This is a genomic window from Rossellomorea sp. FS2 (genome assembly GCF_047915635.1).
GTDB classification, from domain to species: Bacteria; Bacillota; Bacilli; order Bacillales; family Bacillaceae_B; genus Rossellomorea; species Rossellomorea marisflavi_A.
The window spans coordinates 459,525-483,961 of sequence record NZ_JBLRVS010000005.1 but is presented as its reverse complement, the minus strand read 5'-3'; the positions used below and the strand labels follow the sequence as shown (position 1 = coordinate 483,961).

Here is a 24,437-nt window from a genome sequence, read left to right as displayed (position 1 = left end):
CTGAGCTTTTATGATGGAAGAGTAAAGCGACATTTCGTAAGGGGGAGTTCACTTGAGTTCATTTGAAAACGTCATTGATCGCAGAGGTTCCTCATCGGTCAAGTGGGACAGGACGAAAGAAGTCTTCGGATACGGGGATGTGCTGCCCATGTGGGTGGCCGACATGGACTTCGCGCCTCCTGAACCTGTAATTGAAGCCTTGAAGAAAAGGATGGAACACCCGATTTTCGGCTATACATACGCAGGAGCATCCACTGCCGGATCCATCAAGGATTGGATGGCCAAGAGGCATGGGTGGGAGATCCAATCATCATGGGTGCAGTACAGCCCCGGGGTGGTTCCCGCCCTGGCCACGATCATCCAGGCCCTTACAGAACCTGGTGACAAAGTACTCATCCAATCACCTGTTTATCCGCCATTCTTCAACCTGGTGAAGGAAAATGGACGGGTGGTGGAAAACGCCCAGCTCGTGTATCGCAACGGGGAGTACTCCATCGATTTCACCGCTTTCGAAAAAGCCCTTCAAAATGGGGTGAAGTTGTTCCTGTTATGCAATCCGCATAATCCCGGGGGACGGGTCTGGACGAAGGAAGATCTGACCCGGATCGCTTCACTCTGCAAGCAATACGGCGTTATCATCGCTTCGGATGAAATCCACTCCGACCTGATCTATCGCCCACACCGCCATATCCCGATTGCGTCCCTTCAAGAAGGCGATCCGGATGCGATCATTACGTGCATCGCCCCGAGCAAGACGTTCAATCTGGCCGGTCTGCAGGCTTCAGCCATGATCACCAAAAATGAAGAGCTTCGGAATAAGATTGCTGGCATTCATGCCAAACAGGGATTCTTTACGTTGAATGCCCTCGGAATCAGTGCCATGGAAGCCGCTTACCGTCACGGAGAAGAATGGCTGGAAGACGTCTTAGCTTATCTAGAGGAAAACATCGCCACAACAAGAACCTATCTGAAGGAACACCTTCCGTCCTTGCATCTTGTCGAACCTGAAGGAACCTATCTGCTCTGGATCGATTGCCGGGAAACGGGACTCTCGGACGAAGACCTGAAGGACCGTCTACTGAGAAAAGGGAAGCTTGCCTTAGAAGAGGGAACGAAATACGGGCAAGGAGGAGAAGGGTTCGTGCGGATGAATATCGCATGCCCGAAAGAAACGCTCCTTGAGGGACTGGATCGCCTAAGAACGGCCCTCACATGAGCAAATAAAAAAAGACTGCCATGAATGGCAGTCTTTTTTATTTTTTCCCGATGGACCCGCAGGCAATGCGCTCCCCGGAATCTCCCGATGGCTGGGTCATGCCGTCATCAGCGCTTTCGTCAATGACCAGCGAGGTCCCGTCCTTGGTCATGAGGGACGTCTTGCCTTTTGAAAGGGTCACCTGAGGAGCCATGATCGTTGCCTTCACGCTCCCATCATCCCCGACGATCAGATTGGGTAGATCCCCTGCGTGGGGACCTTGAGGATGAAGAAGTCCATGTTTCTTTTCCAAGGGGTTGAAATGATTTCCCGCCGAAGCAAAATCAGGTCGTTTACATGCACTTTTTTCATGGATATGGATGGCAAGGTCCCCCGGCGGAAGCCCCTCAAGGTCAAGGGCAATCTCCACGCCATCTGCTGTTTCCTCGAGGATCGCTGTGCCGATGGAGTCCCCGACCCCGTTCTTCATATCTACAGTCACTTTCGTCGGTTCCTCCAGGACGCATCCTGACAAAAGAAGCGCCGTGATTCCGATCAAGAATAGTTTCATCTGCCGTTCCTCCACGTTCATACTCCTCATCATTGTTGACGAGTCAGGAGAAAAGTATTCGCAGATGGATCGTTTTTGTCAGTCTTCTTGATGACGGGATGCCCTTGCCTCCTCTTCCATCTTCTTCGTCTTCAGCTCTTCACGCTTCGAGATGCGGATGATCAGCCGGAACGTGAGGACGGCGGCAATCATGAAAATGAACATCGTAATGCCCGCAGGGATATATTCACTTTTATCTTCAGGAAAATACAAGAATAGATTAAGGACAAAAAATGAGATCACGGAAACGCTCCTTTCCAATTAAAGCGATTACAGTCATGTTTATTATAGCAATCTTCCCTCCCCTTCACCATGCCGGATTGGGAAGGAATGTCACAATCCCTTGAACGCCGCATAAGAAAGACCCGGATTTCTCCGGGCCCTGTCACTTCACGACTTTGATGCTTTCGATGATCACGTCTTTTTTCGGAGCATCCTGCTCTCCGACTTCTACCGAAGCGATATCATCCACGACGTCCATGCCTTCGATCACCTGACCGAAGACGGTGTGCTTTTGATCAAGCCACGGCGTACCTCCGTCTTTCATGTACGCTTCGATGACCTCTTTAGGGAATCCAGCCGATTTCATCTGCTCCTCAACCTCTGGATCGACTGCTTTATTCTGTACGATGAAGAATTGGCTTCCGTTGGTATCGGGACCGGAGTTGGCCATGGAGAGGGCACCGCGTAGATTAAAGAGATCTTCTGAGAACTCATCCTCGAACGGTTTCCCCCAGATGCTTTCACCACCGGTTCCATTCCCCTCAGGGTCTCCCCCCTGAATCATGAAATTATTGATGACCCGGTGAAACTTGAGTCCGTCATAGTACCCTTTCTCGCTGTGGGTCACGAAGTTCTCGACGGCTTTCGGTGCTTGATCGGGGAAGAGCTTGATCTTGATCGTTCCCATGGAGGTTTTCATCTCCACAAGCTTTTCATTCCCCTTCACTTCCTTTGTGAGCTGCGGATAAGTAATGTTCCCATCCGACGCCTGTTCCTTCTTGGACTCTTTCTTGCTTTCTGAACTTTTGTCGTTACCTTGTCCACAGGCTGCCAGCACGAGGGCCAGGCCCACCAGTAAGACCAAAAACCACTTCTTCATATATGTACCTCCACGTGTTACATTGTATATAGCGTATTCTCAAACATTTCCACCTATTATTATAATCGAGTTCATCTTCTGTTAGGAGGGGTTTTATGAAAAATATCCAAATTGGTGATTATGTCACGGCCTTTTATAAGACAGGCACCTATATCGGAGAGGTGACCGGGGAACGCCCGGGGAGTTATGTGGTGAAGGTACTGGCCGTTGTGAAGCATCCGCGCCAGGGAGATCTTCACAACCCCGGGAAAATCGACGTTCCCCTTTTCCATGAGCGAAAAGCACTAGCTTACCGTGAGCAGTCCAACATACCGGACAAAATGGTCAAGCCCTATGAAGGGACGATTCCTGATTACAATGAATCACTCCTTGCTGCTTTCAAGGAACTTAAGGCGAAGCTCTCCGCCGATCCGACGCCCCATGATGCAAAAAGCCTCGAAGCACTGGCCGAAATCCAGAAGGAATATGCCTTGATGTACGGAATCGAATTCTAATACAAAGGACCTGAACGCACATCGGCGGTCAGGTCCTTCATCATGCAAGCTGGTTATAGAATTTCGAAAGGTCGATCCTGTCCCCGATCGTGGTGGGCTCGGCTTTTTCGAGGTACTTCTTATCCTTTTCCACCAGATGATAGATATGCTGGGTCGTCATGGCGTCATCAAGAGCTTTGTGATGCTTGCCAACACCCTCACGTCCGTATTCCTGTACGGCCTTCCACAGCCCCGTCTGATTCTGGTCACCGAAGAATCGTTTATATTCCATGGAAAGATCGACGAATCGTGCATGGAAAGGGAATGCCATCCCGAGGCGTGCACAACTGTCCCTGAGCACCTTCATATCCATATTCCCCCATGTGACCACTTCCTTCACGCCGGATTGATCCAATGACGTGAAATAATCATGCATCTCATTAAACGTACGTCCCCCGTCTACATCGGCCTGAGTGATGGATAAGAATCTCTTGCATCGATTTGTAAGCCTTGGGAAGGAAACCGGCTTGATATAGCAGGAAAAGGTGTCGATGACTTTGCCTCCGTTCACCACGACCACACCGGCCTCAATGATTTCCGGATGAAAATCCTTCGGGACCTTATGCCGCTCGGGCATTGAAAACTCAAAATCAATGAAAACAAGCTGTCCCTCACTTCCCATTGAAACCCCTCCTTGTTTGTTTGTATCCCGTTATCCCATCCCTGTGCGGGACCCCTGATGGTGTATTCTTTTATTATATCATGTTTATTTCCTGAATTATGACTATTTCCTTGCCCCTCCCCGAAACTTTACTCATGAAGCGATCAGGGTATAAAGAACCACCCACTCCCGGGAAATGCTTCTTTATTAATTGGTTCCATTGGATTATCATGGGAGAATAAGATTACGAGAAAAGTAGAGGGTTTCATGAGAACTTTTGCAGGATATATCGCCATCAGTTGTATCGTTTCCATCTTTTTCACTACCTTGTTTTTTTCAGCAGGGGAAGTGAAGAAAGCCGGTGAGTTCCAAGAGGCACTGGAATCAAAGGTCAATAAGGAACAGATGAACGTAAACCGTACGTCCCTGATGAAGGATGCGGACGGACGGGTGTTTTCCGAGATCAACCGTCCATTCCGCCTGTACACGGAGGACGAAGATATCCCGGACTTCGCGAAGGAGATCATCATCACGAGTGAAGATCAGAATTTTTATGAACACGTCGGATTCGATGCTGGAGCAATCCTCCGGGCCGTGGTGAAAAACCTTGTCTTCACCCATATCAAGCAGGGAGGAAGCACCATCACCCAGCAGCTTGCCCGAAATATGTACCTGGGTCAGGAAAAGACATATAACCGGAAGCTGACCGAGCTCTTCTACGCCGGTCAGATCGAGAAAAATCTGACCAAGGATGAAATCATGGAAATGTACTTGAATGTGATTTACTTCAGCAATGGCGTGTACGGCATCGGAACGGCTTCCCAGTATTATTTCAGCAAGCCCGTGACCGAACTAAACCAGGGGGAAATCTCCTTCCTCGCCTCCATCCCGAATAATCCGGGAAAATATGATCCGATCAAGCACTTCGATGAAACGAAAAAGCGTCAGGAGCGGTTGCTCGAGCTGCTGGTCACATCGGACAAGCTCACGGAAAAAGAGGCCGTGAAGATCAAAAAGACCCCGATCCATTTGAAGGTAAAAAAAGCCGTCGAAGAGTATCCGGACTATGCCTTTTTTGTTGAACACGAACTGAAGGAATTGATCGGAGAAGAAGAAGGGTTCGCCACCGAGCTTGCAGATGCCGGATCTGAGGAAGAGCGAAACGGTATTCTGAAGGAATGGGATGAACGGTTCCATGCCGTGATCTCTTCCGGCGTCATCATCAACACCGCCCTGGACCCCGCCATGCAGAAAAAAAGCACGAAAGCACTGAATGATACGCTGGAATCAATGGAACTTGAGGGAGCGAGTGCTTCCATCGATAATAAGACCCGTAAGATCGTTGCCATCACAGGCGGCAAAAACTATAAGGAATATAATTTCCACCATGCCTTTCAGGCGTTCAGGCAGCCCGGGTCCGCCATCAAACCGCTCCTGGTCTATGGTCCCTATATGGAGAAGCTGCACCCCTCCCTGCAGCAAACGATTGATGGAAATCGATACTGCATCAAGGGATACTGCCCCGTGAACTACGGGAATGCGAGTCCCGGCATGGTGACGATCAGTCAGGCTTTCGCCCAATCATATAATGGTCCGGCTCTTCGCATGATGGAAAAGGTTGGCGTCGATCAGGCCTTCGGGTTCATCCGCCCGTTCCATTTCCAAAAGGTCAGCAAGGAGGATGAGACCTTTGCCGCTTCCGTCGGAGGATTCACCTATGGGATGAGCCCCCTCGAGATGACGGATGCCTACACTTCCTTCATCGACGGGGAGTATACACCGGCCAGGGCCATTACCGGGGTGACGGATTCCGAAGGAAACATCCTATATCAATGGAAGGATAAAGCCACGGAAGTATGGTCGAAGTCCACCACTTCACAAATGAGATCCCTGCTTCATCAAGGAGCCGTCACAGGGACCGGAAAGCCTGCCTATGTCTCCAAATCCTATGTGGGAATCAAGACAGGGACCACGAACCAGTATCATGACTTTTGGGTCATGGGTCTCACCGATCGCTACACCACAGGGGTCTGGGTCGGCCATGATACACCTGAAAATATGAGCAGCATTGAATCATTGCGTCCCGGACACAGGATCTGGAAGCAGATCATGCAATAAATAAAAACGGATATCCCCTGTGTGGTGGATATCCGTTTTTTCATTCTAGCTCACAGCTTGACCTCCGATATGATCGGAAGGCTCGCCATCAGGCCGTTATAAAGTTTAATGAGGACAAAGAAAATGGTCAGGATGAGGGCTGCCCATGAGAAAAGCTGCATGCTCACGACACCGAGGATACCAGCTTTGGTAAGGGAAGAGCTGATTTTATTCACAAAATAAAAAAAGTAAACCACAGAGGTCAAAACGAAGATCCCGATCAATCCCTTGAATGATTGCAAGCTGAGGACGGAAACCAGTCCTCCTATAAAATAAATCATCGAACCCGGACGGACTTTATTATAAAGTTCACCCTCTGAGTCAATCGAGAAGAACAGCATGGAAATGCCGTTGATTGTCTCTGCGATGAGCTTCAGGGCAGCTAGGATCATAAAGAAGATCATCATAAGCAGGATTAGGATGGCCAGCTTCAGCTGCATCTCGGATAGGAATTCGCTCATTCCCGCATAGACGCCGATCTTTTTGGACAGTGTCTCGAAGACACCCACCCCATAAACCGAAAACGTCAGGCTGAACAAAAGGATGGACAAAATAGGCAGATAGCTTGTTAAATATGTATTCTTCAAAAAGTACCTCTCCCGTGATCAATCTGTGCATTCCCATCATAATCGTTTATGAGCAGATTGAAAAGGGTAAAGGTACCAAGTGTACGGGTCGAAAGTCCCTACTGTCAAGAAGTTGACTTCACTCGTCGTGCAGCAGGTCCGATTGGATCAGATGACTGTCCCTATCGATTACTTTAATGTATTGACGCGGCTTGAATTCAACCGGCGCAGCATTGCCTCCCCGGTCGTACCCGATCGGAACATAGTCCGTCCCTTCCCCGCTTTCGACCGATTCAAGATCGATTTGATCCCTTGAATCCACCACGACTGCCATCATGAGCAATCCTGTGAAAATGGCACCGGCGATCAGCAACTTTTGCTTCATGGATATCACCTCTTGAATAGGATGCTCACATTGGTGAGAAACTATTCGAAAACATGATCTCCGGCACGGAATGTGCTTTTTTTTTCGACGTTATTTTCCGTTTCTCTACATATTTAATAACAAGGGTGAAAACCCTTATATGATGGGCGGCCGACTAATGCAAGGTGCTTTTTTTTACGTTATAATGCTCAATAGGTGCACTGTTCGGTCGCAGAATGCTCTAGTGACTATTTTAATTCAGCAATTACCTACATAATCTGATGTATTCAAGGGGGGTTTTTTTTGACACTGCTACACTGGGCAATTTTATCGCCTTTTTTATTCGCCATACTGATTCCGTTCCTGTATAAGGCGTTCCGAAAGGTTCACACCGGTTGGTTCGTCCTTGTACTGCCAGTGGTCCTGTTCGTCTATTTCTTCCGTTTCATTTCATTGACGAAGAACGGGGAAACGGTGACGGAAACCGTCAATTGGATGCCTTCCTTCGGTATTCAATTCACCGCATATGTGGACGGTCTCGGCCTCCTGTTCGCCATGCTCATCACAGGAATCGGGGCGCTTGTCGTCCTGTACTCGATCTACTACCTGGACAAGGCGAAAGAACAGCTACATAACTTCTATGTCTATTTACTCATGTTCATGGGGGCCATGCTCGGGGTCGTGCTTTCGGATAACCTGATCACCCTTTATATGTTCTGGGAGTTCACGTCCATTTCATCTTTCTTGCTGATCGGATATTGGTATCAGAGGGAGCGTTCGAGATATGGGGCACTAAAATCGATGCTCATCACCGTATTCGGTGGCCTGTCCATGCTTGGGGGTATCATACTTCTCTATCTCATGGGCGGTACATTCAGCATCAGGGAACTTGTGGGGATGAGCGATCAGTTGGTAACGGACCCGCTGTTCATGGGGGCATTGATCCTGATCCTGCTGGGGGCATTCACGAAATCAGCACAGTTCCCCTTCCACATCTGGCTGCCTGATGCCATGGAAGCACCGACTCCTGTCAGTGCCTACCTTCACTCAGCAACGATGGTCAAAGCGGGGATCTACCTCGTTGCCAGGATGAGCCCGATCTTTGCCACTTCAGGTGTGTGGATCTGGCTCGTTGGCGGAATTGGATTATTCACCGTGTTCTGGGGTTCTTTCAATGCGGTCCGCCAAAAGGATCTGAAAGGAATCCTCGCCTTCTCCACGATCAGTCAACTGGGGATGATCATGTCCTTATTGGGCATTGGAGGAGCCGCGCTTCATTACAATCAACTCGATGAAAACATTTATATGGCTGCAACACTTGCCGCCGTTTTCCATTTGATCAATCACGCGACGTTCAAAGGAAGCCTGTTCATGGTGGCCGGGATTGTCGATCATGAAACCGGGACAAGGGATATCCGTAAACTAGGCGGACTGATGAGCTTCATGCCCATCACCTTCACCATTGCCATCATCGGGGCATTCTCCATGGCGGGGCTACCGCCATTTAACGGCTTCCTTAGTAAGGAAATGTTCTTTACGGGGATGATCAATGTCCTCAGCCTTGATATCTTCAACTTTGAAACGTTCGGTGCGCTTTTCCCTGTGCTGGCCTGGGTGGGAAGCATCTTCACCTTCGTCTACAGCATGATCCTCGTCTTCAAGACGTTCACAGGGAAGTACCAGCCTGAGAAGCTCGAAAAGAAACCACATGAAGCGCCGATCGGGATGCTGATTTCTCCGATCATCCTTGCTTCCCTTGTCGTGATATTCGGTTTCTTCCCGAATATTCTATCGGATCGGATCCTGGCTCCTGCAGTGGAAGCCATCGTACCAAGTCTGATTGCCGACGGACAGACCGTGAAAACGGAAATCTCCTTCTGGCACGGCTTCAGTCCGGAGCTGTTCATGACAATCGGCGTCATTGCCTTCGGGGTGATCTTATATCTCACCCTTTCAAAATGGGAGAAGATCTATCGTGTATTCCCGCAAAAGCTTTCCCTTAATTCTTTATATGATGGGGGATTGCGAGGGAGTGAACGAGGCGCATACGGTTTCATGAACGGACATATGACAGGGTTTATTCGCACCTATCTTGTTTATATCTTTACGTTCTTCGTCGGGATCTCCCTCTTCAGCCTTTGGTATAACAATGCCTTCTCGCTGGAGATGGACGAAATGGCCCCGATCGGGATTTATGAAGTGGCCGTCGCGCTGCTCCTAGTGGTCAGTACTGTCATGATCCTTTTCGCAAAGTCACGCCTGACATCCATCATCCTGCTGGGAGCGACCGGCTATACGGTATCCTTATTCTTCGTGGTGTTCAGGGCGCCCGATCTTGCCCTGACCCAGCTCGTCATCGAAACCGTGTCCGTCGCCCTGTTCCTGCTCTGTTTCTACCACCTGCCAAAGTTGAGCAGGCATGAAGAACGCATGGGCTTCAAACTCGGGAATGCACTGATTGCCCTCGGTGTCGGTGTGACCGTGACACTGTTTGCCATCTCGGCTTACAGCACAAAACTATTTGATTCGATCTCAGAGTATTACATCAAAAACGTTTACGAGGAAGCAGCTGGTAAGAACATGGTCAATGTCATCCTCGTCGACTTCCGTGGATTCGATACATTATTCGAAATTTGCGTTCTTGCCATTGCATCCCTCGGAATCTTCGCCATGATCAAACTGAGGTTGACAAGGAGGGATGAAGGATGAAGACGAATGATGTGATTCTCCAAACCGTAACAAAAGTGACTGTGTTCATCATCATCCTGTTCTCCCTGCGCCTCTTCTTCTCCGGTCACTATACTCCGGGAGGAGGCTTCATCGGGGGACTCATGACAGCCGGGGCGCTCGTCCTCCTGCTGCTGGCATTCGATTTGAAGACGGTTGCGAATATCCTGCCCATCGATTATAAGATCGTAACGGCGATCGGCCTTCTGTTCGCCATCGGTACCGCAGCAGGGGCACTATTGTTCAATGTACCGTTCCTGACGCACGCGTTTGACTATTTCACCCTGCCGATCCTCGGCAAGACGTCCCTTCATACGGCCGTCCTGTTCGATACCGGGGTGTATCTCGTCGTCGTCGGCGTCACGATGACCATCATCCAAACGATTGGGGTGAGCGATTAATGGAATTATTAATGGCCATTGTCATTGGGATCCTGTTCACCTGTGCAGTGTATCTCATGCTTTCAAAAAGTTTACTTAGGATCATTATCGGCACCGCTGTCCTGAGCCATGGCGCCCACCTCCTCATCTTGACGGTGAGCAGCCTGAAGAGGGGGGCAGCACCGCTGCTCGGACAGCATGCGGAATCCTACGTTGATCCGTTACCGCAGGCATTGATCCTGACAGCGATCGTCATCAGTTTCGGTGTGACGGCCTTTTTCCTGGTCCTCGCCTACAGGGCCTATCAGGAGCTCGGTACCGATAATATGGATCAGTTGAGAGGAAACGAAGGAAATGATTAATTTATTGATTCTACCGATACTCATACCACTTATCACGGCAACGATTCTCATGTTCTTCAGCAAGCAGGTGAAGACGCAACGGACGATCGCAGCGGTTTCCACGATCGGGACCGTCATCGCATCCGTCATCCTCGTCATCACGGTTTCAAAGGAAGGAATCCAGACCCTGAACCTGGGGAGCTGGACGGCACCATTCGGAATCACGCTTGTATCCGATATGCTCTCTGCCCTTCTGGTACTCACAACGAGCATCATCACACTGCTGGTGGTCCTCTACTCCTTTAAATCGATCGGACGCGACAGGGAACGATTCTATTATTATCCTGTGGTCCAATTCCTTTTAGTCGGGGTAAACGGAGCATTTACCACAGGAGATATCTTCAACTTGTTTGTGTTCTTTGAAGTGATGCTCATGAGTTCCTATGTTCTCATCGTCCTCGGCGGGACAAAAGTCCAGCTCCGCGAAGGGATCAAATACATACTCGTGAACGTCATTTCGTCCGCCCTGTTCGTCATCACCGTTGCCTACCTGTATTCAGTCGTCGGCACCCTGAACATGGCTGATATCTCCCAGAAGATTGCAAGCGTGGAACAACCGGGCATCCTGACAGCCATTGCCATCCTGTTTTTGATTGTGTTCGGTCTGAAAGGAGCCATCTTCCCGCTTTACTTCTGGCTGCCGGGCTCCTACTACGCACCTCCGACACCGATCCTGGCCTTATTCGGAGCGTTACTGACCAAGGTCGGCGTCTATTCGATCATCAGGACCTATACCCTGTTCTTCTATCATGATCCAGGGTTCACCCATGAAATGCTTGGCATACTGGCAATCCTGACCATCGTTGTCGGATGCGTGGGGGCCATCGGGTTCTGGGATGTGAAGAAGATCATCATCTATAATATCGTCATCGCCGTCGGGGTCATCCTATTCGGGATCTCCACCATGAACGGGGAAGCGATGGAAGGCTCCATCTACTATCTCATTCATGACATGCTCATCAAGGCCGCCCTCTTCCTTTTGATCGGCGTTATGATTTCCATTACGGGCACGACGGATGTCCGGAAAATGGGGGGACTGATCAAGGAGTATCCTTGGCTTGGGTGGACCTTCCTCGTAGCAGCGTTCTCACTGGCGGGAATTCCTCCACTCAGCGGCTTCATCGGGAAATTATTGATCCTGAAGGGCAGTTTCTCTTCGGAATTCTATGTAGGGGCGTTCGTCATCCTCGCCTCCAGCCTGATCGTCCTTTACTCTGTGATCAAGATCTTCCTGACCGGAATCTGGGGCGTCCCGAAAGAGTACACAGGCATTTCCAAAGGTCATGCTCGCTATCTGTGGGCTACTTCTGCCGTACTCGTCCTCCTTTCGGTGTTCTACGGTTTGGGGGCAGATGCACTACGACCTCTATTCTCCCAGGCGGCTGAAGTACTGGTGGATCCGCAAATCTATATTGACGCAGTGTTAAAGGAGTGATGTAACCATGGCTTTTCAAATCTTATTGAACTTCATCCTGGCATTTGTCTGGATGTTCCTATCCGTCTCCTTTACCGCTCCTTCATTCATTGTCGGTTATCTGCTCGGCTTGCTGATTATCCTTGCCATGAGACGGTTCTTCCCGGATCGCTTTTATCTATGGCGAGTGGTGGCTTCCATCAGCCTGCTACTATTGTTCCTGAAGGAATTGATCAAAGCGAACGTGGATGTACTGAAAACGGTCCTTAAGCCCAAACTTGATTTTCAGCCGGGGATCTTTGCGTACGAAACCAAGCTGAAAAAGGATTGGGAAGTTACCCTGCTGGCCAATCTGATCACGCTGACTCCGGGGACGCTGGTGATGGATGTATCCATGGATAAGAAGATCCTCTATGTGCACGCCATCGACCTTCCCGATAAAGACGCGGTCATCGATGATATCCGCAACTCTTTCGAGAAAGCCATCATGGAGGTGAGCCGCTGATGCTTGAGATCATCATCCGTATCACCTTGATCTGTGTGTCCCTTTCCATGCTCGGACTTATTTACCGGGTCATCAAGGGACCTACTACCCCCGACAGGGTCGTGGCGCTGGACGCCCTAGGGGTAAATCTGATTGCCATCGTCGCACTGGTCTCCATGCTGATTGATTCTGACGCCTTCCTTGAAGTCATTCTGCTTCTTGGAATCCTTGCCTTCATCGGGACGGTGTCATTCTCCAAATTCCTTGAGAAAGGAGCGATCATCGAACGTGACCGAAATCGTTAACTATATCATCGGATTCTTCCTTCTTGCAGGCGGATTCCTGAGCCTCGTGGCATCCTTCGGGGTGCTCAGGCTACCCGATGTGTATACACGGAACCACGCGGCGTCCAAAAGTGCCACGCTCGGAATCATGTGCATCCTGCTCGGAACATTCCTTTATTTCTACATCGTGCACGGCATCTTCAACTCCAAGGTCCTGCTGGCCATCGTGTTCATCTTTGTCACTGCGCCGGTCGGTGGTCACCTCATCGCCCGTGCAGCCTACCATTCAGGAGCGAAACTCTGGGATAAGAGCGTACGCGATGACTTAAAGGACAAGGAAAAATACGACCGACAGCATCCATAAAAGAGAGGCTGGGACAAACGTGTTTCAGTCATAGTAAAACCCGAATTCATTGCCTGGGATCAGGCAAATGAATTCGGGTTTTTAATTTGTTTTATGGCCGTCATTGTATCCAAGCGGTTGATTGGAGTGCTAGACGAAGACTCCTGCGGAAAGAGTAGCTTATGCTTGCCGAGGAGGCTCACGGTCTACCTGCGGAAAGCGGAAATCATGAGCGGTATAAAGAACCTATGCTGACCGTGTTCTTCATCTATGGTACCTTTTTCGTTTTGACCCACCCTCTTTTTCATTTTCCGATATATGTAACAAACTCATTGACGGGCTTCCGGTAGCCCCGGGGTTTGCGGCTTTCTCTCTTTTCCTTCCCCATGGAGATCATCATGACGACCTCGTACTGATCTTCTACATCAAGGATGTCCTTGACCTTATCCGGATCGAATCCGATCATCGGGCACGTGTCCCAGCCCTTCTCCTTGGCAGCCAGCATGAAGACCATGGAAGATAGAGACGCATTACGGATGGCTTCATCCCGTTGGAATCCAACACCTTTCCCTTCATAGAAGGAGATGGTATTCTCGACCATACCTGAGAATTCCTCTTCATTCACGATTTTAAGCATCTTCAATCCCCGATAGATTTCTTCTGCTGATTCGTACGCTTTTTTATCCCCCAGGAGCAGGACGACCGCTGAAGCAGAACGTACTTTATGCTGCCCCATGGCTGCACCCTGAAGCTGCTCTTTCACTCTCTCATCTGTCACGACGATATACCGCGTATGTTGAAGGTTGAACGCGGATGGAGAAAGCTTGACCAACTCAAAAATTTCATTAAATTCGTTTGTTTGGATCGGATGATCAGGCAGAAAATTCGATGCCGAGCGACGTTCTTTCATCAGTTCTGTAAAACCGGCCATGCTCCCACTCCTTCATTTATCTTGAATTCAAGATAACTATACCGAATAGGCAGAATATTGTCAAATCAATCCATAGAAAAAGCCCCCGTCTCCGGGAGCTTCCCTCATTGCTGGTATAGATGATTTTCAACCGATCCATCCTCTTTATACACCACAAGGGTGCCGGAATGATCTGTTGCATATCGCTTTGCTCGCTCCAACAGCTTTTCCTTCGTCTCTTCCACCATGATGGCCCGCTGTCCGTCAGCCTTTTTCAGCTGCCAGCCGTCATCATGGACTGTGACATGATACTCTGTCTTATCGCTTTGCGTACCTTCCTCGGACTTGTGGGCACGATCTGTGGCAATGGCGATCGCCCTGCCCTCTTCATATCCTTCATCAAGCAGCGCATTTCCTATCTCGATGGCTTTATTCCGGACATCAGAGGGCAGATTCTTCAGTGACTCGGGATAATCTTGTTTAGACCAGCTCATATTCATACCTCCGTAGTAAGTGGGATTGTATTACCTTTTCCCCCACCTGTCACGGTTAAACGTTCTTTTTTGGTACCACGGCCATGGTACACCGTGACACGCAGATTAAATCATTTGCCTCATCGGTGATCTTGATGTCCCATACCATGGTGGTCCGTCCCTGGTGCAGGACGGTCGCCGTCGCCGTCACTTCACCGTCTTTCTTTGCCTTGATGTGATTGGCATTGATCTCGAGTCCAAAGCATATCTCCTTATCGAGATCGATCAGTTCCACAGCCCCTACGCTTGCCACGGTTTCGGCAAGAGCGACGGATGCTCCTCCGTGCAGAAATCCAAAAGGCTGCCTCGTCTGTTCATTGACGGGCATCGTCGCCACGATTTTCCCTTTCTCAACCGTGATGAAATCAATCCCCAGTGCACTGATCAATGTGTGATCCAAATTCATTCTTCTTCACCCCTTCCCCATACACTTCGACCCTGGCTGTCAAAATCCTTTATCTGCTTTACAAGCATACATTCAGCCTATCACAAGGTATCAGGAAGATGAACGAATAAATGCAGTGCCTCTTTCATACGTTTACGTAGATGATGTCAGAGAAAGGAGTGTTCCATGATGTACCGATTCCATCCCTTTCATGCAAACAGACCGGCTCCCCAATCCTATATGGGGCAGCACATTGACAAGCGGGTGCTGCCTGCAGCTGTACCTGACACGCTGATGGCTTCAGCAGGAAAAACCCTTACCCTGATGGACGATGCCAAACTGGTCCTCGGGCGCATCAACAGCTCAAGGGATCTTGCCTCTAAGCTCATGACTGCCGCTCAACAATCCAATCTGCCTGAAGTACATAAATTGCTTCAGACGATCCCGACACGCGTTCAGCCTGTTGTATCTTTCAATCCTGATGGCATCAGATTCGTATTTGACGAAAAATTAGGTCAGGTGGATTGCTGTCATTTGATTGTCTCCATCAAATGGAATGAGTTTTGAAATGCCGAAGGAGGCCGCGGGTCCGGCTCCCTTCGGCATTTCCCTTTTATGAACGTATCGGGACGTCACCTGCCCGGTCCGCTTAACCGGAAGAAAAAGGCGAAAAAAAAGAACCTCCGAAGAGATTCTCTTTAAAAGATCATGGCCGCAATCCAACCGAAGGCCACGAGAGGGATGTTGTAATGCAGGAATGTAGGGACACATGTATCCCAGATGTGGTTGTGCTGTCCGTCGGCATTCAAACCGGCGGTCGGCCCCAGTGTACTGTCCGATGCAGGTGAACCGGCATCTCCGAGGGCCCCGGCCGTTCCCACAATGATGATTGTCGCAAACTCACTGAATCCCAGCTCCATGCAGAGAGGAACAAAGATCGCTGCAATGATTGGAATGGTAGCGAACGATGATCCGATCCCCATTGTGACAATCAGCCCGACTAGGAGCATCAGAAGGGCAGCAAGGGCTTTATTCCCACCGATGGCATCGGCTGTTCCCTTCACCAGGGATTCTACATCACCAGTTTCCGTCAATACGGCTGCAAACCCGGAGGCTGCTATCATGACGAATCCAATAAAGGCCATCATCTTCATCCCATCGTTAAGAAGGCCGTCCGCTTCCTTCCATTTGATAGCACCCGACACATACAGGACGGCAATTCCCGCAAGAGCACCGAAAATCATGGATTCAAGCAGAAGCTGGACCGCAAGTGCCGCAATGATGGAAATCCCCGCGAGAATCATTGATTGCTTACTGTATTCGACCTTTTCTTCTACCACCACTTCCCTGGACTCGTCATACCTGCGAGGTTTGCGATAAGAGAAGAAGACGGCGAACAGAAGTCCCAGAACCATCCCTCCTACTGGCATGAGCATGGCTTTCGGAATATCTCCCATGGCGATGGCCATTCCACTCCTGTCCATATTCTGTGCAATGACCTCGTGGAACTGAAGCCCGAAACCGACCGGAAGCAGGATATAGGGCGCCGTCAGTCCGAACGTGATGACCGTGGCAATCAACCGGCGGTCGATTTCAAGCTCTGTCATCACCTTCAGGAGCGGTGGAATCAAAATCGGGATGAAAGCGATGTGAATAGGGATGACGTTCTGAGAGAAACACGCCATGATCAGGATGGCGAATACGATCAGCGCCTTCGATAATTTCTTCTTTTTTGAATCTCCGTTCCGGCCGACCATCTTCAAGACGAAGTCAACCAGCAGATTCGGGATGCCTGTATACGAAATGGCTACAGCAAATCCTCCCAAAAGGGCATAGCTCAGGGCGATATTTGCTCCTCCGCTGATACCTTCGGAGAAGATCGAGACCGTTTCATTCAAGCCTAGTCCCCCGATGACCCCTCCTGCAAGCGCCCCGGCAATGAGGGCGAAAACTACATTCACACGCAGTAAACTAAGTATGAGCATGATGAGTACGGCAATGACAACTGCGTTCATAACAATGTCCTCCTTGAATCTATCTTCATGTTGCTTTAGTCTGCTAAATTGGTAGAGTGATAAAACACGTTTTCTACTTTATCAACATAAAGGACGTTTGTCAACGATTATTCCTTTCTTTATTCTTCCCTCTTTCTCGGGATTCGAACCTGTCGCCGGGGGACGATTCTGATTGGAATGGCGCTTCACATTTACCCATAGAAAAAAGGCCGACGATTGTCGGCCTTTCCTTGTCATTATTTCGCAGGTTCAAAGGATTCCACCATCAGGGCAAGGGTGCGGACCATCACGCCCGTGGCACCGGAAGGCCCGAGGTCGTATGCTTTGTTGGTCGTAGCGGTCCCCGCGATATCCAGATGCACCCAAGGGGTGCCTTCAGCGAATTCCCCTACAAATCCGCCTCCCATGATGGCATGCCCAGCGCGTCCCGGAGAGTTGTTCAGATCCGCGATCTTGCTGCTTCTCACGCGCTTCTTATCCCCTTCCGTGTACGGCAGCTGCCAGATGAACTCGCCTGATTCAGCCGAGGCAAGCAGCACTTGCTCAAAGAAAGCTTCGTTATTGGTAAGGGCACCTGTCTTATCTTCCCCCAATGCAACGATGACCCCTCCTGTGAGCGTCGCGACATCAACAAGATAATTTGCACCATGATGCTTGGCATAGGTCATGCCGTCAGCAAGTGCAAGGCGTCCTTCTGCATCAGTATTCAACACTTCAATTGTCTTACCGCTCATGGATGTGATGACGTCATCCGGCTTGAATGCCGCACCACTCACCATGTTATCGGTAGAAGGGATGACAGCGATGACATTCTGCTCAGGTCTCGTCTCCCCGATGATTTCCATGGCACCAAGGACAGCTGCTGCGCCACCCATATCGGTTTTCATGCCGACGATGCCGTCCTTCGGTTTAAGGGAATATCCCCCCGTATCAAAGGTAATCCCTTTTCCTACAAGACCGATGACGTCTTCCCATTGCTCTTTGCCTGCATATTTAAGGACGATCATCTTCGGGGGCTCGACTGAACCCTGATTGACGGCCAATAAAGCGCCCATGCCCAGATGCTCCATTTCTTCCTTGTCCAGGATTTCCGCTTCAAAATCATATCGCTTTGCAAGCTCAAGGGCATATTCGGCAAGCTTTGTGGATGTAAGGAGATTTCCAGGTGTGTTCACAAGGGTCCTTGCCGAGTTGACGCCGTTCCCGAATGCGGTACCCACCTGCAGAGCCGTTTGGACTTCCTTTTCATCCGAACCTGTGATGAACTCGATATCAGAAGCTTCATAGCTTTGCTCATTCGATGATTGCTTATACCCGTGGAAGGCATAAGTTGCCATGGTGAAGGCCTCTGCCCATGCATGTGCCACATCTTCTGCCGGAACTTCATCCGTTGCAAATGTATCGATTGCCACTGCGAACGAAGAGAGCTTCAATTGTTTGATTTTCTTGGCTGCCGCACCGAACGCTTCTTTCATATCATTGAAGACCGCTTCCTTGGCCTTTCCAAGTCCGACAAACACAATCCGTTTCACAGGGAGTTGTCCCAGCGTATGTACAACGGTGATTTTTTTGGCGGTAGAAGAGATATCCCCCTCTTTGGCAAGCTGGGTAAGATGGCCTCCCATGGCTTGATCAAGCTCTTTCAGTTCTCCTGCGAATTCAGGTTGATTGTACACCCCGACGATGAGGCATCCCCCTGTTGTTTCTGTTAAACGTTTATTGTTGACTACATGATTCATTGTTCAACACCTCCTCCCCCATTATAGCCCGTGTGAGTGAACATTTCGACTATCTAAGCAAAAGCGTTTTGAAGTTAAGGTTGGGTGAAGAAGGGTATGGTATAATGAAGGCAACTCAGAGTATTCAAAACATTAGAAAGGATGGGATTCATTACCATGGAGATCTTTCATAATTTTCCCCTTTGGGCTTCATTGATTTCCATCTTGTTTGCCCAATTCGTCAAGGTTCCCATCCAGTTCATCGCCACCAGGGAACTCAATTGGTCGCTCATCACGTCGACCGGCGGGATGCCGAGCTCCCACTCTGCCGCCGTCACTGCCCTTTCAACCGGCGTGGCAATCGAAAGCGGAGTCGCTTCCCCGGTCTTTGCCGTAGCCGCCATGTTTGCCATCATCACCATGTTCGATGCGACAGGGGTCAGAAGACAGGCGGGTGAACAAGCCATCGTCCTCAATCGGCTCATGGGCGATTTCCAGAAGTTCATGACCGATGCCAAAGGCTGGCAAAACAAACCCGATCAGGAAAAGCGAAAAGAGCTGAAGGAGCTGCTCGGTCATAAACCGATCGAAGTGTTCTTCGGTGGGATCACCGGGATCGTCCTTACCCTGCTGATCCACTTTTTCATGTTTCAATAGGAGGAATGATCAATGCGCCTCATATCCATATGCCCCAATAATACAGAGTTGATCGACGAGCTCGGCCTCACCCCGCACCTTGTGGCGGTTGATGACTACTCTGATCATCCGGAATCCGTCTTATCCCTGCCAAGGCTCGGACCCGACCTTTCCATCGATATGGATCGGGTCGAAAGCCTTCAACCCGATCTTGTCCTTGCATCGCTGAGCGTACCGGGAATGGAGAAGAATATCGACGAGCTTGAGAGACGTGGTATTCCCCACCTTACGCTGAACCCCCAGAGCTTCAAGGATATAGCGGATGATCTCCTTTCCATCGGGCGCGCATGCAGAATGGACGAATCCGACGTGTTGAATAAGCGCGGTCACTTCCTTCAAAAAGTCGAAGAATTGAAGGCCATCGGTCAAGGCATCACCAATCGCCCTTCGTTGTACTGGGAATGGTGGCCAAAGCCGGTCTTCACGCCCGGCAGGACAAACTGGCTGACGGAGCTGAGTGACATGTGCGGGGCCGTAAACCTCTTCCATGACGTCGAACTGGCGAGCGTCCAGACAGACTGGGAAGATGTCCTGGCAAGGGATCCTGATTATATATGCCTCGCGTGGGTGGGCGTGCGGCAGGATAAAGTAAAACCGGAACTGATCAAAAAGAGACCCGGCTGGACCTCCCTTAAGGCCGTTCAGGATGAACGCATCCTCATACTGGAGGAAGCCTTCTACTGCAGGCCATCCCCACTCCTTTTAAAAGGTGCCGTCAAGCTTGCAAAAATCCTGCATCCTGACGAATACGCCCATATGTAAGCAGAGGGATCCATCATTCCCGCACAAGACAAGACCGGCAGGAGCCCCTGCCGGTCTTGTCTTTAGTCATTCTTTCTCAGGTGAAAGGATTTGATTCCTGAATACCTGCATCGTTTTATTTTCATTCAGCTTGGTCAGCTGCTCTTCTGTGAGCTTACCTGAACCGACTTCGATGATGTATACATCAAGGGTTTTCTTCCCCCACTCTGCATACACCTCAGCGACTGTATCATAGTACAAGTCGAGCTTGTTTCCCTTGATGGCACTCCCGGTGTCGGCGACCACCCCGAATCCATAGTCAGGGATGTACAGCACCGTCCCGATCGGAAAGACCGTCGTGTCAGCCGCTATGGTCGAATAAAGGTCACGCTTCACCTTGACGCCGGAGTATGTAATGCCATAGCCCGGGTGGCCGGGACTCTTCCCCGTTGACTCCACCCCTGCCGTATAGCCCGTGGCGACGACAGTATGCTTCTTATATTGATCCCAATTCAGCCCGTTCAGGGTGACTGGTTTGTCTTTCACAGGTTTACTCGATGAAATCTGGGTTTTGGTACCGCTCACTTTCTTAAGGACCTTTGCAGTCATGCCTAATTGATTGATCTCGTGTTCCCCCCGTCCGGCATTCTCCATCTGGGTCTCCCACCACGCTTTGAGGGTTGCCGCCTTGACGCCCGATACCGATTGGAATGTCGTCTCAAGGGCAAAAATGAACAATAGGACCATCAAAAGTCGTTTGCTCCAATTCTTAATCATGTATACACTCCTCCCATCCTTATTCCTTCCCATCCTGGAGGGCATGTATTCATAAATTGATAAAATAATCGAATTATCTCAAAAATTGGAAGCGAAAAAACATGAAAAAAGCCCGCCATCCGGAATTCTCCCAGACGAACGGACTGTCTTAAAACATTCGATATCCCTTTGATCTCAATATCCTCATGACGATCCCTGAAAGGACCGCACCTACTAAACCGCTTCCAAGAATCAGCAGATCGGCAGAAGCCAAATGACTGATCCTTCTCCCTAGTTCAGGGAACGCTTCCCCCGCGTTTCTGAAATAGTCGATGAAACGCACTTCATCCACGATGAAAATGACGATGATCGGATAGATGATGGTCATGATCCATGTCATTCGAAGCAGCATATTGAGCAAAAAACCGATTCCGAAGAACAGGACCAGAAACAGAAGCATTGAAATCAAGATGACGTGTATTGGCATTTCCCCACCCCCATCTAACACTGGCTCCCTTGGCGTTTCACGCCTGATATAGGAGCCAAACACTATTGTTAAGTGTACTGAATGTTGATGGAAGCGTCAATAAGACGAAGGAAAATTTCGACATTATTCACAAAATCACCACAACTGGTGGACTATTTTTGCTTGCCGCTTCCACTGCAGCAAGGACAGGTTTCAGATCCGCCCAATACCAGCTGGAAATACCCTTTTCCCGAACAGTATTCACATGATTTTGTCTTCGTTGTACCAGCTCTCATCGAATCTCTCCTTTGATTTCTTAATTTTCTGATAATATATCATCTTTTCCGATTCATGAAAAGGTTCCTATGAGGGGATGTACACCGAAGAAAGCGAATACATTTTATGTTTACTTTAAATATCTCAATATTTCAAAAAGTTTGTTAGCTTCTTTCACAAAAACCTTTCCTTACTGGGAGTGTTTAATTTCACGGCCTTCCAGATCGTCCATCTGTCCTTTTCCTCCAGTGGTCCATTTACGGATATCTTTTCGTTCAGCATCCCGACAAGCCGCTCCAACTCCTTGTCATCCAGATCAAATAAGATGCTTCTCCCTGTTCGACTCCTTATATCCTCCAGCAAGGGTTCCTTGGATTCATACAGAGCCCTCGTTTCCCAAAAAACGATTTCTTCAATTGTATTGAATCCAGCCGACTTCAGTGCCTCGATAACCTGATTGCTCTGAGGCCGGCGGCTTTCTTCCTTTTCCCTTAGCTTCGGAAACAACTCCATGATGTATCCGCGAATATGATGGGTACTCCCCTCTGGAAAACAGTCTTCACGGGTACGGTCCTGGACGATCAGCGTCCCTTCCTTCCGCAGCACCCTGAAGGCTTCGGCAAAACACGTTTCCACATCATCCACGTGATGAATCAATGCTCTCTCGAGTACCAGGTCCTGGCTGTCCGACTTCAGCCCTGTCGAGTAAGCACTGCCATGATGGTACGACAGATTCTCATATCCCTCACTATGCTCCACTGCTCCTTTGAGCATGGCTTCTGAAAAATCGACCCCGGTCACTTCAGGTATCCCCATTCCGTCCAGCACCCTCGAATAGATCCCTCCCCCGCAACCGATATCTGCTGCACTCCCAATCCTTTCGATCGGAACGAGACTTTTTATCAAAGTACGCCAAGAATCATGCACTTCCCTTCTGGCGTAGCATCCTTCCAAGTTCCTGTCATGGAAATCAATCCCCATGTCAATCACCTCCACTTACCAATTTACTCCGTTTCATTCCGTGTTGAAATGACGAAACCGTTATGACAAGTGATCGTAAATGGTTATGAGGAGCGTTTCTACATAAAAAAAAGCGGAGCATCTGCGCTCCGCTTTTTCAGCCAATCGGCTTAGAAAAATTTGAATTTCCCTTTTTTGAATACGAGTGATGGTCCGCCTACCATGAATAGTGAACGGTTATCGATCACTTTTTTCATGAATGAAGCTTTCACACCAGTCAGTTTCTTACCGTAAACCACACCGATGGCATCGTCTTCACCCAGTGAGCAGACGGTACCTTTGATGTCCGGCTTGAAGTTTTCCAGCTGATCTTTCCCGTGAACAAGTGCTGCGATGTTGCGTGCACATGTTTCCCCTTGCTGCATGGCGATCTGTGCAGTCGGAGGATAAGGGCGTTCTGTTTCTTCGTTGATCATGAGTGAGCAGTCTCCGAGGACGAAGATATCGTCATGTCCAGGTGCGCGAAGGTCAAGGTTGACTTTGACACGGGCACGCATGTTTTCGATGCCTGATTTCTCAATGAGGGAGCTTCCGCGTACGCCTGCTGCCCATACGATGGTACCGGCTTTCAGTTCTTCGATTTCATCTTCGCTTTTCGCAATGAGGACACTGCCTTCTCTTGCTTCTTTAAGCGGAGTTCCGATCGAGAATTCTACGCCTTTCTTCTCAAGTGCCGCACGAGCGTATTTCACTAGTTCCGGATCGAATCCAGGAAGGATCATCGGAGCAGCTTCCACACAGACGATGCGTACTTTCTTCTGATCGATATCGTACTCTTTGCAGAGCTCAGGAACACGGTTACCAAGCTCACCAAGGAACTCGATTCCTGTGAATCCGGCACCACCGACGACGATCGTCAAGCGCTCATCGTTGATTTCGCCTTCTGCTTTGTACGTAGCGAATTGAAGATCGATATGGTCACGGATCTGACGTGCACCATTCACATTTGAGATCGTGAACGCATGCTCGTGAAGACCTTGGATACCGAATGTTTCAGCTTCTGCACCAAGTCCAATCACAAGGTAGTCATACTCGACATCACCTTGGTCCGTTACGACCTTCTTCTCTTCTACTTTGATATCTTCAACAGATGCTTGAAGGAAGTTGACCTTGCTTGTATTGACCACACCTTTGATATCGTAGCGTACACGATCATGATGCAGCGTACCAGCTGATGCTTCATGCAACCACGTTGTTTCATAGTGATAATCATTTTTATTCACTAGGATAATTTCTGCGTCATTCGTACCCAATTGTTTTTGAAGACGGGTAACCGTCATCAATCCAGCGTAACCTGCACCTAAAACGACAACTCTTGGCTTTCTCAACTGAATCACATCCACCTTTTATTTAGATTTGTGTCGGATGGTATTAGAATCCTCCACATGATAGGTTTTTATCCCGTCAGTCTCATCCATCTTCTTTTCCCTGGACAGATGGGAATCAAACGGCACAACACCTTTATTAAAACGGTAATGAATAATATAAAGACAAAGGAACAAGAAAGTATGTGACATCTTTCACGAACTAGGACATAAGGCCGCGAAAATTGTCATAAATCCTTAACAATACGTCCATATAACATAATATGCTTTTTACTGCGGTTTTTCAAGATATTAAGGCTAAATAATAAACTTAAGAATATTGGAAAAACGACGGTTTTCTCATTCATAAGTCTGAATTATCGCCTGCCCCATTTCAAATCATAGGAAGAATGGAATGGCGTATGATAGAATACGATATAATAAATGAAATTTCGG

At 49.2% G+C, this 24,437-nt stretch carries 29 protein-coding genes; 13 read left to right on the top strand and 16 right to left on the bottom strand.

The window, feature by feature from the left end; translation table 11 throughout:
- The first annotated feature begins 52 nt into the window (after positions 1-52).
- Positions 53-1,216 carry a MalY/PatB family protein gene (locus tag ACNA6I_RS18895; RefSeq protein ID WP_416313957.1) on the top strand — a complete coding sequence of 388 codons (1,164 nt, stop codon included), beginning with the start codon at positions 53-55 and terminating at the stop codon, positions 1,214-1,216.
- A 37-nt stretch (positions 1,217-1,253) separates the two neighbouring features.
- Here the strand turns inward: ACNA6I_RS18895 and ACNA6I_RS18890 are convergent, their stop codons facing one another.
- The 3 genes from ACNA6I_RS18890 to ACNA6I_RS18880 form a co-directional block, all read right to left on the bottom strand.
- The gene (locus ACNA6I_RS18890) at positions 1,254-1,766 is read right to left on the bottom strand and encodes a superoxide dismutase family protein (RefSeq protein ID WP_048006996.1); all 513 of its coding nucleotides are present in this window, start codon (positions 1,764-1,766) and stop codon (positions 1,254-1,256) included.
- Positions 1,767-1,844: 78 nt separating this feature from the next.
- The gene (locus ACNA6I_RS18885) at positions 1,845-2,048 is read right to left on the bottom strand and encodes a hypothetical protein (RefSeq protein ID WP_048013266.1); all 204 of its coding nucleotides are present in this window, start codon (positions 2,046-2,048) and stop codon (positions 1,845-1,847) included.
- A 142-nt stretch (positions 2,049-2,190) separates the two neighbouring features.
- The gene (locus tag ACNA6I_RS18880) at positions 2,191-2,907 is read right to left on the bottom strand and encodes a peptidylprolyl isomerase (RefSeq protein ID WP_416313956.1); all 717 of its coding nucleotides are present in this window, start codon (positions 2,905-2,907) and stop codon (positions 2,191-2,193) included.
- Between the two features lie 95 nt (positions 2,908-3,002).
- Here ACNA6I_RS18880 and ACNA6I_RS18875 point away from each other — a divergent pair, with 95 nt between their 5' ends.
- The gene (locus ACNA6I_RS18875) at positions 3,003-3,401 is read left to right on the top strand and encodes a kinase-associated lipoprotein B (protein ID WP_048006999.1); all 399 of its coding nucleotides are present in this window, start codon (positions 3,003-3,005) and stop codon (positions 3,399-3,401) included.
- A gap of 40 nt (positions 3,402-3,441) precedes the next feature.
- Here ACNA6I_RS18875 and kapD read toward each other — a convergent pair whose 3' ends face one another.
- Complete coding sequence (kapD, locus tag ACNA6I_RS18870) at positions 3,442-4,062, bottom strand: 3'-5' exonuclease KapD (RefSeq protein ID WP_048007000.1); 621 nt, start codon at positions 4,060-4,062, stop codon at positions 3,442-3,444.
- Positions 4,063-4,308: 246 nt separating this feature from the next.
- Here kapD and ACNA6I_RS18865 point away from each other — a divergent pair, with 246 nt between their 5' ends.
- On the top strand, positions 4,309-6,159 hold the full coding sequence (locus ACNA6I_RS18865; RefSeq protein WP_048007001.1) for a transglycosylase domain-containing protein: 1,851 nt from the start codon (positions 4,309-4,311) through the stop codon (positions 6,157-6,159).
- Between the two features lie 50 nt (positions 6,160-6,209).
- On the opposite strand, the gene ACNA6I_RS18860 is transcribed toward ACNA6I_RS18865, so the two are convergent.
- Positions 6,210-6,785, bottom strand: coding sequence for a DUF5366 family protein (locus tag ACNA6I_RS18860; RefSeq protein WP_048007002.1), 576 nt, complete (start codon positions 6,783-6,785; stop codon positions 6,210-6,212).
- A gap of 118 nt (positions 6,786-6,903) precedes the next feature.
- Positions 6,904-7,149: a hypothetical protein gene (locus tag ACNA6I_RS18855; protein WP_048007003.1), complete on the bottom strand. Its 246-nt coding sequence runs from the start codon at positions 7,147-7,149 to the stop codon at positions 6,904-6,906.
- Positions 7,150-7,431: 282 nt separating this feature from the next.
- Here ACNA6I_RS18855 and ACNA6I_RS18850 point away from each other — a divergent pair, with 282 nt between their 5' ends.
- The 7 genes from ACNA6I_RS18850 to mnhG are packed head-to-tail and all read left to right on the top strand — an operon-like array spanning position 7,432 to position 13,182.
- Positions 7,432-9,837 carry a Na+/H+ antiporter subunit A gene (locus ACNA6I_RS18850; RefSeq protein WP_063191381.1) on the top strand — a complete coding sequence of 802 codons (2,406 nt, stop codon included), beginning with the start codon at positions 7,432-7,434 and terminating at the stop codon, positions 9,835-9,837.
- Entirely contained in the window at positions 9,834-10,256 is a 423-nt protein-coding gene (locus tag ACNA6I_RS18845; RefSeq protein ID WP_048007005.1) for a Na(+)/H(+) antiporter subunit B, read from the top strand. Before ACNA6I_RS18850 ends, ACNA6I_RS18845 begins: the two co-directional genes overlap by 4 nt.
- Positions 10,256-10,597, top strand: a complete 342-nt coding sequence (locus tag ACNA6I_RS18840) for a Na(+)/H(+) antiporter subunit C (RefSeq protein WP_048007006.1) — start codon at positions 10,256-10,258, stop codon at positions 10,595-10,597. Before ACNA6I_RS18845 ends, ACNA6I_RS18840 begins: the two co-directional genes overlap by 1 nt.
- Positions 10,590-12,071, top strand: a complete 1,482-nt coding sequence (locus ACNA6I_RS18835) for a Na+/H+ antiporter subunit D (RefSeq protein WP_048013270.1) — start codon at positions 10,590-10,592, stop codon at positions 12,069-12,071. Before ACNA6I_RS18840 ends, ACNA6I_RS18835 begins: the two co-directional genes overlap by 8 nt.
- Before the next feature lie 7 nt (positions 12,072-12,078).
- Positions 12,079-12,555 carry a Na+/H+ antiporter subunit E gene (locus ACNA6I_RS18830; protein WP_048007008.1) on the top strand — a complete coding sequence of 159 codons (477 nt, stop codon included), beginning with the start codon at positions 12,079-12,081 and terminating at the stop codon, positions 12,553-12,555.
- Between the two features lie 47 nt (positions 12,556-12,602).
- Positions 12,603-12,839, top strand: a complete 237-nt coding sequence (locus ACNA6I_RS18825) for a Na(+)/H(+) antiporter subunit F1 (protein WP_370294848.1) — start codon at positions 12,603-12,605, stop codon at positions 12,837-12,839.
- Positions 12,823-13,182 carry a monovalent cation/H(+) antiporter subunit G gene (gene mnhG / locus ACNA6I_RS18820; protein ID WP_048007010.1) on the top strand — a complete coding sequence of 120 codons (360 nt, stop codon included), beginning with the start codon at positions 12,823-12,825 and terminating at the stop codon, positions 13,180-13,182. The genes ACNA6I_RS18825 and mnhG overlap by 17 nt, the downstream gene beginning before the upstream one ends.
- A gap of 283 nt (positions 13,183-13,465) precedes the next feature.
- Here mnhG and ACNA6I_RS18815 read toward each other — a convergent pair whose 3' ends face one another.
- The 3 genes from ACNA6I_RS18815 to ACNA6I_RS18805 form a co-directional block, all read right to left on the bottom strand.
- Complete coding sequence (locus tag ACNA6I_RS18815; protein ID WP_048007011.1) at positions 13,466-14,092, bottom strand: nitroreductase family protein; 627 nt, start codon at positions 14,090-14,092, stop codon at positions 13,466-13,468.
- Positions 14,093-14,196: 104 nt separating this feature from the next.
- Complete coding sequence (locus tag ACNA6I_RS18810) at positions 14,197-14,565, bottom strand: DUF2188 domain-containing protein (protein WP_048007012.1); 369 nt, start codon at positions 14,563-14,565, stop codon at positions 14,197-14,199.
- Positions 14,566-14,620: 55 nt separating this feature from the next.
- Positions 14,621-15,010, bottom strand: a complete 390-nt coding sequence (locus ACNA6I_RS18805) for a hotdog fold thioesterase (protein ID WP_048007013.1) — start codon at positions 15,008-15,010, stop codon at positions 14,621-14,623.
- A 165-nt stretch (positions 15,011-15,175) separates the two neighbouring features.
- Between ACNA6I_RS18805 and ACNA6I_RS18800 the strand changes: the two genes are divergently transcribed.
- Positions 15,176-15,556, top strand: a complete 381-nt coding sequence (locus ACNA6I_RS18800; RefSeq protein ID WP_148796512.1) for a hypothetical protein — start codon at positions 15,176-15,178, stop codon at positions 15,554-15,556.
- A gap of 131 nt (positions 15,557-15,687) precedes the next feature.
- On the opposite strand, the gene ACNA6I_RS18795 is transcribed toward ACNA6I_RS18800, so the two are convergent.
- Together ACNA6I_RS18795 and ACNA6I_RS18790 are read right to left on the bottom strand one after the other, a co-directional pair.
- Positions 15,688-17,004 carry a Na+/H+ antiporter family protein gene (locus ACNA6I_RS18795; protein WP_048007014.1) on the bottom strand — a complete coding sequence of 439 codons (1,317 nt, stop codon included), beginning with the start codon at positions 17,002-17,004 and terminating at the stop codon, positions 15,688-15,690.
- A gap of 236 nt (positions 17,005-17,240) precedes the next feature.
- The gene (locus ACNA6I_RS18790) at positions 17,241-18,743 is read right to left on the bottom strand and encodes a leucyl aminopeptidase (RefSeq protein WP_048013273.1); all 1,503 of its coding nucleotides are present in this window, start codon (positions 18,741-18,743) and stop codon (positions 17,241-17,243) included.
- A gap of 156 nt (positions 18,744-18,899) precedes the next feature.
- Here ACNA6I_RS18790 and ACNA6I_RS18785 point away from each other — a divergent pair, with 156 nt between their 5' ends.
- Positions 18,900-19,379, top strand: a complete 480-nt coding sequence (locus ACNA6I_RS18785) for a divergent PAP2 family protein (protein WP_048007016.1) — start codon at positions 18,900-18,902, stop codon at positions 19,377-19,379.
- A 12-nt stretch (positions 19,380-19,391) separates the two neighbouring features.
- Positions 19,392-20,180, top strand: coding sequence for a cobalamin-binding protein (locus ACNA6I_RS18780; RefSeq protein WP_367259021.1), 789 nt, complete (start codon positions 19,392-19,394; stop codon positions 20,178-20,180).
- A gap of 66 nt (positions 20,181-20,246) precedes the next feature.
- On the opposite strand, the gene ACNA6I_RS18775 is transcribed toward ACNA6I_RS18780, so the two are convergent.
- The 5 genes from ACNA6I_RS18775 to ACNA6I_RS18755 form a co-directional block, all read right to left on the bottom strand.
- Positions 20,247-20,936, bottom strand: coding sequence for a 3D domain-containing protein (locus ACNA6I_RS18775; protein ID WP_159129968.1), 690 nt, complete (start codon positions 20,934-20,936; stop codon positions 20,247-20,249).
- 148 nt (positions 20,937-21,084) lie between these two features.
- Positions 21,085-21,402: a YuiB family protein gene (locus ACNA6I_RS18770; protein ID WP_048007019.1), complete on the bottom strand. Its 318-nt coding sequence runs from the start codon at positions 21,400-21,402 to the stop codon at positions 21,085-21,087.
- A 152-nt stretch (positions 21,403-21,554) separates the two neighbouring features.
- The gene (locus ACNA6I_RS18765; protein WP_159129969.1) at positions 21,555-21,677 is read right to left on the bottom strand and encodes a YuiA family protein; all 123 of its coding nucleotides are present in this window, start codon (positions 21,675-21,677) and stop codon (positions 21,555-21,557) included.
- A 154-nt stretch (positions 21,678-21,831) separates the two neighbouring features.
- Complete coding sequence (locus tag ACNA6I_RS18760; protein WP_416313955.1) at positions 21,832-22,638, bottom strand: class I SAM-dependent methyltransferase; 807 nt, start codon at positions 22,636-22,638, stop codon at positions 21,832-21,834.
- A 149-nt stretch (positions 22,639-22,787) separates the two neighbouring features.
- On the bottom strand, positions 22,788-24,005 hold the full coding sequence (locus ACNA6I_RS18755; RefSeq protein ID WP_048007021.1) for an NAD(P)/FAD-dependent oxidoreductase: 1,218 nt from the start codon (positions 24,003-24,005) through the stop codon (positions 22,788-22,790).
- Positions 24,006-24,437: the final 432 nt, after the last annotated feature.